The following is a 14,422-nucleotide window of genomic DNA, read 5'->3' on the forward strand; positions in this document are numbered from 1 at the left end:
GAGGGAACTAGAAAATTGCCTCGCGAAACCACAACGCGCAGGCCCGCGCTTTCCCGTGTGACTAGCTCAATATTTTAACGGCTTCCAGCTTGGTACGACCGCCATTCTAGGTTCTGGAAATCCTTGTTATCCACTGCGATCGGAACAGCGTCCCCCTCGGTTCAGATCTGTTCAAACTAAGAATTTCCTGGGATTGAGTTGACAGGTGATCAATCCGCCGTTCGATTGTTTGCAAGCTGGTCTAAAGCGTCAGAGTTAGCTCGACCCCAGCCGTAGAGCAGCTCCAACGGTTCTACGAAGCGCTTCCCAAGTGGAGTCAGGGTATAATCGACAGCCGGCGGTACCGTCCCAAAGACACGCCGCGTCACAAGTCCGTCCGACGCCATGTCGCGCAACGTCTGAATCAGCATCTTCTTCGAAATCCCTGGAAGGCTTCGTTGGAGTACGCCTGTGCGGGCACAGCCTCCTAGCCGCGTGTCAAGAACATGCAGGATCATGCTCGTCCATTTGCTTGAAAAGATCTCGAGCACCCGCCTTGGCGCGCAGTCCTCACGCCATTCTCGGTCCGGCGATCCAGCTCGCATTGTGGTTACCTCAAGGTGTCTATGTCCCGCTAGGGTGCCTTCTGGCACATCTTGGCCTCACAAACTAGATCAGGCACAGATGCAAAGGAGCAAATATGACAAAGAAAGCACTAATCGTCGGAGCAAGCGGCATCATCGGCAGCGCGACGGCGGACGTTCTGCACAATGACGGCTGGAGGGTTTGGGGTTTGGCACGCAAGCCATCGCGACAAGGCACCGCTATTCCCGTCGCGGCAGACCTGCTGGATCCTGCCAGTCTTGCAGGAGCGCTCGCGGGTCTTGATCCATCACACGTGTTCATTTCCAGCTGGCTTCGGCAGCCAACCGAAGCGGAAAACATCCGGGTCAACTCGGCGATGGTGCGAAACCTCCTCGACGCCCTGCGCCCCGCGAGATCGGTGCGGCATGTCGCGCTTGTCACCGGCCTGAAACATTACCTCGGCCCGTTCGAGGCCTACGGGAAAGGCATGCTACCTCAAACCCCGTTCCGGGAAGAGCAGGGCAGGCTCGATGTCGATAACTTTTACTACGCTCAGGAAGACGAGGTATTTGCGGCTGCGGATAAAGATGGCTTCAACTGGAGTATCCATCGTCCACATACAGTCGTGGGCAAAGCGGTCGGCAACGCCATGAACATGGGTACCACCCTCGCCGTCTATGCAGCGATATGCAAGGAGACAGGCCGGCCTTTTCAGTTTCCGGGCGTGGCGGCACAGTGGGAGAGTCTTACGGACATGACCGACGCGCGTCTTCTGGGACGACATATGGTCTGGGCATCAACGAACGAGCAGGCGGCAAATGAGGATTTTAATGTCGTGAACGGCGATGTTTTCCGTTGGAGCTGGATGTGGACCCGTCTTGCGCAGTGGTTCGGGATTGAGCCAGTACATTTTGATGGCGAGGTTAGACCGCTTCAAGTGCAGATGGCCGAGGATGCCCCCATCTGGCGCGACATTGCCGACCGCTACCGTCTTGTGGAACACGATCTTTCCCGTCTTGCCTCGCCGTGGCACACGGATGCCGATCTCGGACGACCGATCGAGGTGGTGACGGATATGTCGAAGAGCCGGAAGCTCGGATTTCTCGACTACCAGTCAACAGATGACGCTTTCTTCAATCTGTTCGAACGACTGCGCGCTGACAAGATCATTCCGTAATTCAGGTTTGGATAAGGTACGAAGAGGCTGGCGATGAGCCGGCCTTCTTTATTGCAGCGCCACCGGTAAAATGAGCGGTTTGCCAGTGGCAGCGATTGTCCAGCTTGCTTCGCCGATCATCCTGTCGTGCGTGTTTTGGGTGAAAGCGAAAACACGGACTTGCGAAATACCACGTTAAGATCACGGGTCGATGGTTCGGTTCCTGTCAAGAGCTTGGTACTCTGTTCCATGCGGTAACGCTCTCCGGTCGAGGGCGCATTGCCCGCTCACCGATCGGTGTGAACCTGACCGCTATCGCTTCACCGCGACGCATTTCACCTCCGCGAGCAAGCCAGGATGTGCCAGTTCAGATACGCCGATACGAGTCCATGCGTAGGTTCCTTTTGGAAAGACTTCGTTCTTTGCCGTCCGGAAAATATCCATGTGCTTCGACATCTCCACGTGATAGCTGGTCATCTCCACCACGTCGTCGAAGGTGCAGTTTGCGGCCTCAAGGACGATGCGGAGGTTCTCCCACATGGCCCTGAACTGTTCTCGTGGGTCCTCAATCACCTGCAAGTCCTTCGTGCGGCCGACTTGCCCGACGACGTAGATTGTATCGCCAACCTTAACCGCCGGGGCATATCCTGCGCGGACGACGATTTCGCGCATTTCCTCTGGAATAATGACTTCTCGATCCATTGGCCTGAACTTTCCTGTTAAAATAGGCGGCCCAGGCATTGAAGAGCGGCGCCGCCTTGGAACCACGAACGATTACCTAATGCGAGAGAATATGACTTGCAATAGAAACCGAACGGTTCCATATTGCCTCCATGGTTAGACGCACTAAGACATCCCCCTCCGTTGGACGCCCTCGCGAATTCGAACTCGACGACGCAGTTCGCAAGGCGATGGGCGTGTTCTGGGACCGTGGATATTACGATGCGTCTTTGCCCGACCTTCTCGAAGGCATGGAGCTATCGAGAGGTAGCTTTTATAAGGCGTTCGTGGACAAGCGGGGCGTCTATCTCCGCGCACTTGATGTCTATATCGAAGACGCCATTCGTAAGCTTGGCGAAATCCTGCATGCCAACCCGTCGCCAAAAGCCGCAATTCGAGAAGCCTTTTCGCGGCAGGTTGACGAGTCCTCAGGCAAGGGAGGCCTGCGCGGATGCTTTGTCGTATTGTCGGCCGTCGAAATGCTTCCCGCGGACGACGAGGTTTCCGCTCGAATTGCACGACTGTTCCGGCGACTGCAGGATCTTTATGCGGCCGCCATCATAAGGGCTCAAGCCCTCGGTGAGATTGATCGTGGGCTGGACGAGCGAACTTTGGCGAGATTCCTCGTGTGTCAGATCCAGGGAATGAGAGTTCTAGGGAAAACAGGGGCCGATCGCGACGCCACTAGGGCGATGGTTGACTTCGCACTGAAGCCGGTTGGCTGACTTCAATTAGGAACCAGTCGGTTCCTAATTTACGCATCTTGCAAACCGCTTGAGCGGTTCCGCTTCTCGATATGGAGAGAAAGTTGATACAATCCCATGGCGCCAAGGACAGTCTCGATCCGCGCAGGTGGACGGCGCTGGCCATCTTGTTGACCGGGGCTTTTCTGCCACCGCTGGATTTCTTCATCGTCAACGTGGCGCTGCCCTCGATCCGGGAGGACTTTCAGGCCTCGGCCTCGACGATGCAGCTGATTATTTCAGGATATGCCACCACCTACGCAGTCATGCTGATCAGCGGTGGTAGGCTTGGCGACCTATACGGTCGGCGAAACGTCTTTCTGGCTGGAATGGTCGCATTCGCCGCCGCATCTGCCTTGTGCGGCTTCGCCTGGTCCCCCTCGGTCTTGATCACCGGTCGTATTCTCCAGGGGTTTGCCGCAGCAATCATGGCGCCGCAAGCTTTGGCGTCAATCAATGCGATATTTCCCGAACACGAAAAGTCAAAGGCACTCAGCTTTTATGCCCTGACATTTGGGGTGGCATCAATGGCTGGCCTGTTTCTTGGTGGGGCGCTGATTGCACTGAATGTCTTTGGCCTCGGATGGAGAGCCATTTTCCTTATCAACCTCCCCGTGATCGCAATAGCCGCGCCGGCCGCGCTGGTCATGTTGCGCGAGACCCGATCGGAGCATGCAAGGAAGCTGGATATGGGTGGAGCGACGCTGCTCGCAGTTGCGTTGTTTGCGCTGATCTCGCCGCTCATTGAGGGCCGTGAACAAGGGTGGCCGATCTGGTCGATCTTGATGCTATCGGCTTCCCTGCCACTTCTTCTGCTGTTTTGGCGTTACGAGCTAAGGGTAGGGGCCGTGGGGGGAGATCCGATTGTCGAACCTCGCATGCTCCAGGTCCCTGGACTGACGCGCGGGCTGCTCTCAGCCTTGTTTTTCTACGCCTTTGCGGCTTTCTGGCTGACATTTTCGGTCTACCAACAGGGCGGCCTTGGCCGCACACCATTCGAGGCCGGAGTTGCAATCCTTCCCGCGGCCCTCGGGTTCGTTTTGGGACCATTCGCGAGCGGGAGCATCCTGCGCGTCTTCGGGAGATATTCTGCCGCCGCAGGCATGACCCTGGAAGCGGCTGGATTGTTCGGGACCGCGGCCCTGATCTCTTTCGGGGCACCACAGTTCCTATTCGTTGCCCTGTTCTTTGTTGGCGCCGGTCAGGGAATTGCGCTCCCAAACCTGGTGAAGACTGTCGTTCAGCGGGTTGACCCGGCGCGGTCAGGTTTGGCCTCAGGGCTGATCAATTCTATGCTTCAGATAGGCGGCGCTTTGGCAACAGCGCTTATCGGCGGATTGTTTTTCTCAATCCTGGGTCCAGCATCCGATGAGAGATCCATCGGCCATGCCTACAGCATCGCAGCCGTCGCGATTGGTATTTGTCTCCTCATTGCAGGTTGGCTTTCCGTTGGTCTGCCATCGGACAAAGAAGTTCACCGATGAGTGCGAACGTTGAGCCATCGGCTCTTCCTTTAAAGGTTTGACCATTCCCACTCCCAGTCGGCCACCCTCGGATAATCCATTTCTCGGCCGATCGACATGCAACATTTTGAGGTAAAATTCCATGAACAACATTCCCACTCCTCCGCTTGCGGGAAGGCGAGCTCTTGTGACCGGTGCGGCACGCGGTATCGGTGCAGCCATCGCTTTAAAACTGGCCGAAGATGGTGCCGACGTTGCGATCACCTATGAAAAGTCGGCCGAGAAAGCCGAAGCTATCGCTGCGGAGATCCGAGTGATGGGCCGCAAAGCCATTGCCATTCAAGCTGATGCCGCGAGCCCAGACGCTGCTAAAGCTGCGGTTGAGCGGACGGTCGCTGACCTCGGCGGCCTCGACATCCTGGTCAACAATGCCGGCGTCCTGTTTGCCGGTGATTTCTCCACACAGCCACTGTACGAGATAGATCTTCAACTGAACGTTAATGTGCGAGGCGTCTTTCTGATCACACAGGCAGCGCTGAAGCACATCCCGGACGGAGGCCGCATCATCAATACTGGCAGCAATGCGGGACTGGCAGTGCCTTTCGCGGGAATTGCTGTCTATGCAGCGACCAAGTCCGCTCTGGAAAGTTTTACACGTGGTCTAGCGCGCGAACTGGGTCCCCGGGAAATTACCGTCAACCTGGTCCGGCCTGGCCCGATCGACACCGATATGAACCCTGCCGATGGCGCTCTGGCACCTGCGATCTTGCCGAGCCTGTCTATTGCCCGATACGGTCGGACCCGAGAGGTCGCAGAGGCCGTCGCATTCCTTGCAGGCCCGGGCGCTGGCTACATCACCGGCTCGGGCATCCTCGTCGATGGCGGCATAAGCGCTTGAACATTAAGCAAGGCGGGAGCTGCCGATCGGCAAGCCAGGTTTCCGCTGCAAAATTGGAGATAGACATGGAATATACGCGCCTTGGAAATACCGGCCTCGAGGTTTCCCGGCTCTGCCTTGGGTGCATGAGCTATGGCGAGCCCGATCGCGGAAGCCACCCCTGGACGCTAGCGGAAGAACAAAGCCGCCCCTTTATCCGCAAAGCGATCGAATTGGGGATCAACTTCTTCGATACCGCCAACGTCTACTCGGATGGAACGAGCGAAGAAATCCTCGGCCGCGCTATAAGGGACTACTCGACGAGAGACGACTTGGTCATCGCCACAAAGGTCAACGGTCGGATGAAGCCCGGACCAAATGGGGCCGGCCTGTCGCGAAAAGCCATTCTTTCGCAGATCGATGCCAGCCTAAAACGTTTGGGGACTGACTATGTCGATCTCTATCAGATCCATCGGTTCGACCATCATACGCCGATCGAGGAGACTCTGGAAGCGTTGCATGATGTCGTTAAGGCGGGCAAAGCCCGCTACATCGGTGCGTCTTCGATGTATGCGTGGCAATTCTCGAAAATGCTCGCTGTCTCGCAGGCGAACGGATGGTCACGGTTCGTCTCCATGCAGAACCACCTGAACCTGCTCTATCGTGAAGAGGAGAGAGAGATGCTCCCGCTTTGCAAAGGCGAAGGTATCGGCGTTATCCCGTGGAGCCCGCTCGCACGTGGCCGTCTAACCCGCGACTGGAGCGCGCAGAGCGATCGCTCCGAAACCGACGAGATCGGAAAGGGCCTTTACACCCTAACCACGGAGGACGCCGACAAACGCGTAGTGGAGGCGGTTGCCAGGATTGCGCAGGAGAGGGAAGTGCCCAGAGCTCAGATTGCGCTGGCATGGGTTCTGTCTAAATCCGAAGTGTCGGCTCCCATCATCGGCGCAACCAAGTTGCAGCACTTGGACGACGCTGTCGCTGCGCTTTCCATCAGGCTCACCGACGCTGAAATACAAGCTCTTGAGATCAACTACATTCCCCACTCTGTCGTTGGGTTTTCCTGACGACAGAGTGTTGGTTCGACTGGTCTGGCGGCAACAGGCTGAAACACTTGAATATGGAGAGAGCATTTGAAGACAATCGGTATACTTGGCGGAATGTCCGCAGCCTCGACCCAGATTTATTATCGGGAACTCTGCAGGCTGACACGCGAGAGCCTTGGAGGACTTCATTCTCCTGAGCTGCTCATACGATCGGTCGACTTCGACGAAATCGAAAAGTTACAGGCATCCTCCGAGTGGGACGCGGCGGCAGATATCCTGAATGAAAAAGCCATTGCTCTGGAGCGCGGAGGTGCCGACTTGCTTATCATGGCGACGAATACCATGCATAAGGTGGCGGACAAGATCCTGAGCGGGGTGTCGATCCCGTTGGTACACATCGCGGATGCAACTGCGACAGCTATCCTTGATAGCGGTTTCCGTAGGCCGGGGTTAATGGCAACCGCTTTCACGATGGAACAGAATTTCTACATCGATCGCCTGACCGCCCGAGGACTGTCGCCAACAATTCCTGACGCCGATGATCGAGCGGAAACCCACCGCATCATCTATGACGAGTTGTGTCGCGATGTGGTTCGTGAGGCAAGTCGCTTGACGTATGAGCGGATCGCGCAGGGACTGATTGATCAAGGCAGTGATTGTCTTATCCTTGGTTGCACCGAGGTAGGGATGCTGTTGAGTCAGGATAATGTCGGCGTCCCCGTCTTCGATACGACCCTGGTCCACTGTGAAGCCGCCCTTCGAGCTGCTTTGCAGTGACATGCTGCCTATCTGGCGACTGGTTTGCGGGAGTGTGCCAGAGCATCGGTTAGCCCTCCTCACCAAGATGCTGGTGGACCCACTTCGCCTCTTCCGACGCCGTGCGTCCAAAATGCCTTCTGAAATCGCGGCTGAATTGGGCAGGGCTGACATAGCCGACCGACGCAGCTACGTCTGCAATGGTCCCGCTCTGGCGGGCGATCATAAGTCGCGCCTCATGGAGCCGCATCGCCTTTACATATTGCATCGGACTTGAGCCGGTCAGGTTCTTGAAATGGACGTGATAGGAAGGAACGCTCATGCCCACCTCTTCGGCCAGATCCGCCACGGCAATTTCGTTAGCGTAATTTTCCCGCAGCCACGCCACGCTCTCGAGCAGTCTTCCCGATGTTCCTTTGCGCTGAATGGCCGCGATCACCGCGTCACCCTGCGGCCCTGACATGACCCGGTAATGCAGTTCACGAAGGATGGAATTCCCGAGCACGGCGACATCGACCGCGTTGCCGAGTACAGTCAGCAGGCGATACAGGACGTCTCCGATATTGCGATCCATTTTGCTCGAGAGCAGCCCTCGCGGTTTGGCGCCTGAGGGACCTGCGAGTTCTTCCACCTGCAGAGCAATCTCGGCCGCCATCCGCATATCGAACTCCAGATAGACGGCAAGCAATGGCCGTTGTGGACTTGCCTTTGAAGTCATCCGGAATGGAACGGGTACCGAAACAGCGAGATAATGGTCCTCGTCATAGAGGTAGACTTCGCCTTCCAGGATGCCTTGCTTGCTCCCCTGCAAAACGAACACTGCCCCCGGCTTATAGAGAACCGGAACGTCATCTAGTACCGCTTCAGTGCGCAGGATACGGAGACAACTGATCCCGGTCTGATTGTAACCGAGGCGAGGAGTCAGTTGTTCGGCCACGGCGACAAGCCGGTCATGGGCGACGAACTGTTCTTCAATAATCATAGGATTAGGCAAAACATTTAGAAAATCCGCAATCGAGTTCAGGTCGTCATCAGATTATCTGTCATCCACGGTTAATCAAGGAGTTTCAGAAATGTCGATCAAAACGTTTTTCATAACAGGGGCGAACTCGGGCTTTGGATTGGCGATCGCCACTGCCGCAATGGAAGCCGGTCACACCGTCATCGGGACCGTCCGCTCCGAAGGCTCGCGCGAAGCGCTGGTAAAGACCCTCCGGGAACTGCGTCCGGTCCTTTGCGACGTCACCGATTTCGATCGCATCCCTGACGTTGTCCAGCAAGCCGAGGACGAACACGGGCCAGTCGACGTGCTGATCAACAATGCCGGATATGGCCACGAGGGCGTGCTCGAGGAATCGCCACTTGAAGAGATGCGACGTCAGTTTGATGTGAACGTGTTCGGCGCCGTCGCTGTGGCCAAGGCGTTCCTTCCAAGGTTCCGTTTGCGCCGCCGTGGTTTTATTGTGAACGTCACATCGATGGGCGGTATGATCACCATGCCCGGCATCGCATATTACTGCGGCAGCAAGTTTGCGCTTCAGGGCATTTCCGAGGTCATGCGCTCGGAAATGGCGCCGTTTGGAGTTCACGTGACAACGCTTTGCCCTGGCTCGTTCCGGACAGACTGGGCTGGGCGTTCGATGGTCCGCACAGACAGGTCGATTGCGGATTACGACAGCCTGTTCGATCCGATCCGCGAGGCGCGTCAGGCCGTAAGCGGCAAGCAGCTCGGTGATCCTCAAAAACTGGCCGCCGCTGTGCTTACTCTCATCGGGTTGGACTATCCTCCGCCGCAGCTCCTTCTTGGCAGTGATGCCCTCAGCCACGTGACGGCGCGGATCGAGGGTTTGCAGCAGGAACTCGCATCGTGGAAAGCTCTTACGGTTTCCACAGACGGTTAGATGCAAGACGAGCTTTTGGCTATTGACAATCTGCCTACTAGAAGGTAGATTCATTCCATGAGCAATCTTTCGAACACTTCCGACGAAATCCTGGCCTCTGCGCGCAACCTCATCATGAGTGGGGGTTACAACGGGTTCAGCTACGCAGATATCTCGGAAGTGGTCGGCATCCGCAAGGCCAGCATCCACCACCACTTCCCCAGCAAGGTCGATCTGGTGCGTGAGCTGGTCAAGCGTTACCGGGAAGACGGGCAGGCGAGTGTTGTCACTCTTGAACAGAATGTTCCAGACGCATTGGACGTCCTTAAAGTCTATGCGAACCACTGGGCCAAATGCATCGAGGATGCCAGCAGGCCCTATTGTGTGTGTGCTTTGCTTGCCAGTGAACTGCCATCCCTTCCGCCGGAAGTCGCAACCGAGGTGACGAATTTCTTTCGCTTCATTTCATCGTGGCTGACGACGGTCATGGAGCGTGGAGGAAAAAATGGGGCGCTCAATCTCACGAGCGAACCGCATGTTGAAGCCGAAGCTTTTCTAGCGACGGTGTACGGGGCGATGCTTTCGGCGAGAGCCTACGGGAAACCGGAGGTGTTTTCGACAATACTTGCACCGGCCCTTGACCGCCTTACGCCGACTCTCTCTCACTAATCCTGAGTTGCCAAGGCCGCTCAGGTAAATCGCGTCCATCGAGACTACCAACTAGTAGGAAGATAAAAATGAAAAACGTATTCCCCGCTCTGGCCCTCGGGCTGACCAGCATCCTTTCGGTAACAGTCCTTTCAACACCCGCATCTGCCGAAGATAAGAAAGCCGCGCCGATCCATGTCCGCGGCAGCATCGTTGACTATCAAGGTTCAACGCTCAAAGTGAAGACGCGCGAAGGCGAGACAATTGATGTCGCGCTTGCTGACGACTGGAAGTTGGCTGGCGTCGCGGATGCGAAGGTCACCGACATCAAACCGGGCGATTTTGTAGGTATCGCATCCATGCCAAAGGCCGACGGCGGCGATGGAGCGCTTGAGGTCCTCATTTTCCCGCCGGCAATGAAAGGCACAGGCGAGGGTAGCTACGGTTGGGATCTGAAGCCCGAAAGCAGCATGACCAATGCGACGGTCGCGGATGCCGTTAAGGGCGTCGATGGCCGGACCGTCACGGTCACCTATCATGGCAAGGAAAAGAAGATCGCCATTCCGGATGGGACACCTGTCGTCACCATCGCTGGAGCCACCAAGGATGATCTCGTTCCCGGCGCCGTTGTCTTCATCACCGCCGAAAAGGCTGCAACAGGCCCGATCGCCCACCAGGTGGTCGTCGGCAAGAACGGCGTGGTTCCACCCATGTGAAGACCACGCCGTCACTGGCCGGAGCAGCCGCCATACTGCTTCGGCCGGTGACTAAAGGTCGAGGTTGTTTGAACCGCAGCCGTAAATGCCAAAGATGAAAGACGCTGAGATGAGCGCAAACTCTTCTAATGACAATGCAGACTATCCTCGTACGATTTTCATCCGCCGCCACTCCGTTGTGACCCGGCTTACGCACTGGCTGAACGTGCTTTGCCTGAGCTTCCTTCTTTTGAGCGGGCTGCAGATCTTCAATGCCCACCCGGAGCTTTATTGGGGTCACTACGGCGCGAACGGCGACCCCGCCGTTCTGATAATCGGCTCCGACGACGATGGAGGTACGCCAAGCGGCTTCGTGCGTGTCGCAGGGCTACAGATCTCTACAACCGGCGTCCTCGGTGTTTCCAATGTTGATGGGGAGCCGACTGAGCGAGCTTTCCCGTCCTGGGCAACAATCCCCTCGTTCCAGGATCTCGCGGCTGGACGTCGCTGGCATTTCTTCTTTGCCTGGCTGTTTGTGATCAATGGTATCCTCTATCTTGGCTTCAGCCTGCTGAGCGGACATTTCAGGCGAGAACTGGCGCCGAAGGTGCACGAACTCTCGCCTCGCCATCTCGGCCGCGAGGTTCTCGACCACGCTCGTCTCCGCTTCCCCGAAGGCGAAGAGGCCAGGCATTACAACGCGCTTCAAAAGCTCACCTATCTGGCGGTCATTGTCGTCCTCCTGCCTCTGATGGTTTTGACCGGCCTGACCATGTCGCCGGGCGTCGATGCCGCTCTGCCGTCCCTTGTCGATGTTTTCGGCGGACGCCAGTCCGCGCGCACGATCCATTTCATCACAGCGTCGGCGCTTGTCATCTTCGTGATCGTGCATGTGGCAATGGTGATCCTGTCCGGGACCTGGAACAACATCCGCTCGATGATCACCGGACGCTATGCGATCCAGGAAAAAGGCCCGAAATCATGAGCAAGCTCTTTACTCGACGCCGCTTTCTGATTGGCGGCTCACTTGGCGCTAGCGCCTTGACCCTTTCCGGATGTGATTTGCTGGACCAAAACGCAGACGTCGCCGATGTCCTCCGTTCAGCCGAGCGCCTGACGCTGAAGGCGCAGAGACTGCTTCAGGGGCGTGATGCTCTGGCGCGTGAGTTTGACGAAAAGGACATTTCTCCCTCTTTCCGTGTCAATGGAACGAGCGCGCCCGACAGCGAGGAATATGCGGAGCTGTTGGAAGGCAAGTTTGCAAACTGGCGACTGAAGATCGACGGTCTTGTTGATCGGCCTCAGATGTTTTCGCTTGCCGATCTGAAGGCGCTCCCGTCCCGCACCCAGATCACCCGCCATGACTGCGTGGAGGGGTGGAGCGCCATCGGCAAATGGACAGGCGTTCCGCTCGGCAGTCTTTTGCGGCTGACCGGGTTGAAGCCCACGGCGCGCTATGTCGTGCTTCATTGTGCCGACGAACTCGAAAAGACTCTCGACGGGAGCGGCCGCTATTACGAGAGCATCGATCTCATCGACGCGGTACATTCTCAAACCATCCTCGCCTACCAAATGAACGGCCAGGATCTGAGCACCGGGCACGGCGCTCCCTTGCGTCTTAGGGTGGAGCGGCAGCTGGGTTACAAGCAGGCAAAATATATCATGCGCATCGAGCTGGTCGATAGCTTCGCCGGCCTGTGGGGCGGGAACGGCGGCTATTGGGAAGACCGCGGGTACGAATGGTACGCCGGCATCTGAGGCAGTCAAACAGCAAACCACAGGATCAAAGCTCATGAGCAGACGCCCAGTTCAAATAGTAATGGCCATCTCAGCGGTCGCCTCCTCGCCACCGGTTGAGATCGGCCAAACCAACTCGATCCTTTCTGATCCCGACGGCCAATGGGTCGCAAAGCGGCAGGGGGCGATTAACGAGGCATTCGAGAAGCGCATGCGCTTGGAGAGCGAACACGGCACTGATTCAGTGCCTCCGTCGCACGACAGCGCACAGAACGTCGAGCTCTTAGAGAGGCCAGCTGCGAAACTCTCCGGCGAAAGCGATCGAATTGGTCGATTTGAGTGGGATCAGAATACCGCATCTGGAAAACAGGTCGGTTTCTTCTGACCGGTTCACCTTAGTAAATCTCATCACTCAATGAAGTGGAAAAAAACAATGGCAAACAATCAGACCTCCCTTGGCGCGAGCGCCAACGAGCAATGGCTTAAGCAGTATTACTTTACGCGTGCGGCGTTCTCGGTGTTGTGGGTCACAGCTGCCTTGACCATCGGGCAGCAATCAGTTGCGATAACGGCCGCACTGCTGATCGCCTATCCGGCTTGGGACGCCGCCGCGAACGTTGTTGACGCGGCCAGGAGCGGCGGCTTGGCAGTCAACCGCAGCCAGGCGATCAACGTCACTGCAAGTTCGATCATGACAATTGCCGTGATCATCGCCTTGACGATGAGCATGAACTGGGTTCTGGGCACCTTTGGACTATGGGCGATTTTTTCAGGGCTGCTGCAGCTTGGCACTGCTATCAGGCGTTGGAGAACGAGCGGAGGTCAGTGGGCTATGGTTCTAAGTGGCTGCCAATCGGCATTAGCAGGCGCTGTCTTCATGTATCGAGCGCACATGCCGCTGGTACCTTCGATCTCCACGGTCGTCGGTTATGCGGGCTTCGGAGCATTCTACTTTCTTGTTTCGGCAATATGGTTGAGTATGAGTCTGTCGCGTCGTGGTATGAGCGGAGCAGAACATTAAGCTCTTTTGCAGCTCCAGTTAGACGGCAGCTGCTTCAGTCTTGGCTGACAATGAGCGGCGCAGGATTTTAATGCCAACTGGCATTCGCAGCTCGAGCAATAAGAGCGCTTTCAATTTGTTAGTGCAGGGGTAGGGGTAGGTTCGATTCCCTTCAAGACGAAGAAGCTAGGCCACCCTCGGGTGTTCAATCGCTTGACGCATCTCCTGGACATGCCGCGCAGGCGGTGCGCCAAATTGCCGAAGATATTCACGGCTGAACTGCGACGCGCTCTCGTATCCTACCGCGAACGCGGCATCCGACGCACTATAGCCGCCGCCCAGCAACAGTTGGCGGGCTTCCTGCAATCTGAGATGCTTTTGATACTGAAGAGGACTAAAACCGGTTATCGCCAGAAAATGGCGATGCAGGCTTGCACGGCTCATGCCGCTGGCATCGCAAAGGGCATCAATGCGGAGCTGCGTGTCGGGGTGATCCCTGATCCACGTGACGGCGCGCCGGACGCGGTCCAAGGCACCTTCAGCCGTGCGATCTGGCGCAGCAATCGTCCCTGTGGACCTTGTAGCAACCGATAGAGCAGTTCGCGCTCGATCATCGGGACGAGAACGGGAATGTCTGCCGGGCTATCCAACAAGGACAGCAACCGGAGCAATGTATCTCGAAGCGGCGTGGTCATCGGATTGATCGCGACGCCCATGCCTTTTTGATCGCTTTCGCGCACTAAGGACATGGTCGCAGCCAGCTCCGCCAACAGCGCCGGGTCCAGGACGAGTGAGACCGCGACATAGGGGCGGTCCTCTCCGTCATCGAGAATTTCCCCGGTCAGCGGCAGGTCGAGAGCGCTGATGAAATACTGCGCGCTGTCGTAACTCAGAAGGGTCTCGTTGATCGCAACACGCTTGGATCCCTGCAGAACGAAGCAAATCATCGAGCGATATAGGCAAGGCGCCGTGCCCGTGGAGCTCTCTCCCACGAAGATATCGAGGCGGGGTATCAGTGTCTCCGTCATGCCGGTCGCGGCATGACGCATAACGATGTCCAGGTGCTGCGTCAGATCGTGTTTCATGTCTCCACTGTGCCATGTGCCTGCCGAAAAGCAAAGGCGCTGAGACGAT

At 56.9% G+C, this 14,422-nt stretch carries 16 protein-coding genes and 1 pseudogene; 13 read left to right on the forward strand and 4 right to left on the reverse strand.

The annotated features are described in order from the left end of the window. Positions 1–209: 209 nt before the first annotated feature. A complete protein-coding gene (locus PYR65_RS27965) occupies positions 210–584 on the reverse strand; it encodes a winged helix-turn-helix transcriptional regulator (RefSeq protein ID WP_276122013.1) in 375 nt (124 codons plus the stop codon). 95 nt (positions 585–679) lie between these two features. Between PYR65_RS27965 and PYR65_RS27970 the strand changes: the two genes are divergently transcribed. Further along, on the forward strand, positions 680–1,741 hold the full coding sequence (locus PYR65_RS27970; RefSeq protein WP_276122014.1) for an SDR family oxidoreductase: 1,062 nt from the start codon (positions 680–682) through the stop codon (positions 1,739–1,741). A gap of 291 nt (positions 1,742–2,032) precedes the next feature. Here the strand turns inward: PYR65_RS27970 and PYR65_RS27975 are convergent, their stop codons facing one another. Then, positions 2,033–2,422, reverse strand: coding sequence for a RidA family protein (locus PYR65_RS27975; RefSeq protein WP_276122015.1), 390 nt, complete (start codon positions 2,420–2,422; stop codon positions 2,033–2,035). 131 nt (positions 2,423–2,553) lie between these two features. On the opposite strand from PYR65_RS27975, the gene PYR65_RS27980 reads away from it, so the two are divergent. The 5 genes from PYR65_RS27980 to PYR65_RS28000 all read left to right on the forward strand — a co-directional run bounded on the left by PYR65_RS27980 (position 2,554) and on the right by PYR65_RS28000 (position 7,349). After that, the gene (locus PYR65_RS27980) at positions 2,554–3,165 is read left to right on the forward strand and encodes a TetR/AcrR family transcriptional regulator (protein ID WP_456238697.1); all 612 of its coding nucleotides are present in this window, start codon (positions 2,554–2,556) and stop codon (positions 3,163–3,165) included. Between the two features lie 71 nt (positions 3,166–3,236). Next, the gene (locus tag PYR65_RS27985; RefSeq protein WP_407951364.1) at positions 3,237–4,667 is read left to right on the forward strand and encodes an MFS transporter; all 1,431 of its coding nucleotides are present in this window, start codon (positions 3,237–3,239) and stop codon (positions 4,665–4,667) included. A gap of 121 nt (positions 4,668–4,788) precedes the next feature. Beyond that, complete coding sequence (locus PYR65_RS27990; RefSeq protein ID WP_276122018.1) at positions 4,789–5,544, forward strand: SDR family oxidoreductase; 756 nt, start codon at positions 4,789–4,791, stop codon at positions 5,542–5,544. Positions 5,545–5,609: 65 nt separating this feature from the next. Then, positions 5,610–6,593, forward strand: coding sequence for an aldo/keto reductase (locus PYR65_RS27995; RefSeq protein ID WP_276122019.1), 984 nt, complete (start codon positions 5,610–5,612; stop codon positions 6,591–6,593). Between the two features lie 66 nt (positions 6,594–6,659). Beyond that, positions 6,660–7,349, forward strand: coding sequence for an aspartate/glutamate racemase family protein (locus PYR65_RS28000; protein ID WP_276122020.1), 690 nt, complete (start codon positions 6,660–6,662; stop codon positions 7,347–7,349). 49 nt (positions 7,350–7,398) lie between these two features. On the opposite strand, the gene PYR65_RS28005 is transcribed toward PYR65_RS28000, so the two are convergent. Further along, entirely contained in the window at positions 7,399–8,310 is a 912-nt protein-coding gene (locus PYR65_RS28005; protein WP_276122021.1) for an AraC family transcriptional regulator, read from the reverse strand. A gap of 91 nt (positions 8,311–8,401) precedes the next feature. Here PYR65_RS28005 and PYR65_RS28010 point away from each other — a divergent pair, with 91 nt between their 5' ends. From PYR65_RS28010 to PYR65_RS28040, 7 genes are all read left to right on the forward strand, one after another. After that, positions 8,402–9,229: an oxidoreductase gene (locus PYR65_RS28010; protein WP_276122022.1), complete on the forward strand. Its 828-nt coding sequence runs from the start codon at positions 8,402–8,404 to the stop codon at positions 9,227–9,229. Between the two features lie 57 nt (positions 9,230–9,286). Next, positions 9,287–9,877, forward strand: coding sequence for a TetR/AcrR family transcriptional regulator (locus tag PYR65_RS28015; protein ID WP_276122023.1), 591 nt, complete (start codon positions 9,287–9,289; stop codon positions 9,875–9,877). Positions 9,878–9,945: 68 nt separating this feature from the next. Then, positions 9,946–10,572: a hypothetical protein gene (locus tag PYR65_RS28020; protein ID WP_276122024.1), complete on the forward strand. Its 627-nt coding sequence runs from the start codon at positions 9,946–9,948 to the stop codon at positions 10,570–10,572. Between the two features lie 109 nt (positions 10,573–10,681). Then, a complete protein-coding gene (locus tag PYR65_RS28025) occupies positions 10,682–11,536 on the forward strand; it encodes a cytochrome b/b6 domain-containing protein (protein ID WP_276122025.1) in 855 nt (284 codons plus the stop codon). After that, positions 11,533–12,309 (forward strand): molybdopterin-binding protein, encoded by a 777-nt coding sequence (locus PYR65_RS28030; RefSeq protein WP_276122026.1) that lies wholly within the window; start codon positions 11,533–11,535, stop codon positions 12,307–12,309. Before PYR65_RS28025 ends, PYR65_RS28030 begins: the two co-directional genes overlap by 4 nt. A gap of 34 nt (positions 12,310–12,343) precedes the next feature. Further along, positions 12,344–12,673, forward strand: a complete 330-nt coding sequence (locus PYR65_RS28035) for a hypothetical protein (protein WP_276122027.1) — start codon at positions 12,344–12,346, stop codon at positions 12,671–12,673. 48 nt (positions 12,674–12,721) lie between these two features. Beyond that, complete coding sequence (locus PYR65_RS28040) at positions 12,722–13,309, forward strand: DUF308 domain-containing protein (RefSeq protein WP_276122028.1); 588 nt, start codon at positions 12,722–12,724, stop codon at positions 13,307–13,309. 165 nt (positions 13,310–13,474) lie between these two features. Here PYR65_RS28040 and PYR65_RS28045 read toward each other — a convergent pair. Beyond that, a pseudogene (locus PYR65_RS28045) lies at positions 13,475–14,373 on the reverse strand (AraC family transcriptional regulator N-terminal domain-containing protein). Positions 14,374–14,422: the final 49 nt, after the last annotated feature.

Source organism: Pararhizobium qamdonense (genome assembly GCF_029277445.1).
Classification (GTDB): Bacteria; Pseudomonadota; Alphaproteobacteria; order Rhizobiales; family Rhizobiaceae; genus Pararhizobium; species Pararhizobium qamdonense.

Excerpts from the sequence above, each read along its gene's own strand:
- PYR65_RS27965 (WP_276122013.1), bottom strand. The coding sequence starts at position 584 with ATGCGAGCTGGATCGCCGGACCGAGAATGGCGTGAGGACTGCGCGCCA.
- PYR65_RS27970 (WP_276122014.1), top strand. The coding sequence starts at position 680 with ATGACAAAGAAAGCACTAATCGTCGGAGCAAGCGGCATCATCGGCAGC.
- PYR65_RS27975 (WP_276122015.1), bottom strand. The coding sequence starts at position 2,422 with ATGGATCGAGAAGTCATTATTCCAGAGGAAATGCGCGAAATCGTCGTC.
- PYR65_RS27980 (WP_456238697.1), top strand. The coding sequence starts at position 2,554 with ATGGTTAGACGCACTAAGACATCCCCCTCCGTTGGACGCCCTCGCGAA.
- PYR65_RS27985 (WP_407951364.1), top strand. The coding sequence starts at position 3,237 with ATGGAGAGAAAGTTGATACAATCCCATGGCGCCAAGGACAGTCTCGAT.
- PYR65_RS27990 (WP_276122018.1), top strand. The coding sequence starts at position 4,789 with ATGAACAACATTCCCACTCCTCCGCTTGCGGGAAGGCGAGCTCTTGTG.
- PYR65_RS27995 (WP_276122019.1), top strand. The coding sequence starts at position 5,610 with ATGGAATATACGCGCCTTGGAAATACCGGCCTCGAGGTTTCCCGGCTC.
- PYR65_RS28005 (WP_276122021.1), bottom strand. The coding sequence starts at position 8,310 with ATGATTATTGAAGAACAGTTCGTCGCCCATGACCGGCTTGTCGCCGTG.
- PYR65_RS28010 (WP_276122022.1), top strand. The coding sequence starts at position 8,402 with ATGTCGATCAAAACGTTTTTCATAACAGGGGCGAACTCGGGCTTTGGA.
- PYR65_RS28015 (WP_276122023.1), top strand. The coding sequence starts at position 9,287 with ATGAGCAATCTTTCGAACACTTCCGACGAAATCCTGGCCTCTGCGCGC.
- PYR65_RS28020 (WP_276122024.1), top strand. The coding sequence starts at position 9,946 with ATGAAAAACGTATTCCCCGCTCTGGCCCTCGGGCTGACCAGCATCCTT.
- PYR65_RS28025 (WP_276122025.1), top strand. The coding sequence starts at position 10,682 with ATGAGCGCAAACTCTTCTAATGACAATGCAGACTATCCTCGTACGATT.
- PYR65_RS28030 (WP_276122026.1), top strand. The coding sequence starts at position 11,533 with ATGAGCAAGCTCTTTACTCGACGCCGCTTTCTGATTGGCGGCTCACTT.
- PYR65_RS28035 (WP_276122027.1), top strand. The coding sequence starts at position 12,344 with ATGAGCAGACGCCCAGTTCAAATAGTAATGGCCATCTCAGCGGTCGCC.
- PYR65_RS28040 (WP_276122028.1), top strand. The coding sequence starts at position 12,722 with ATGGCAAACAATCAGACCTCCCTTGGCGCGAGCGCCAACGAGCAATGG.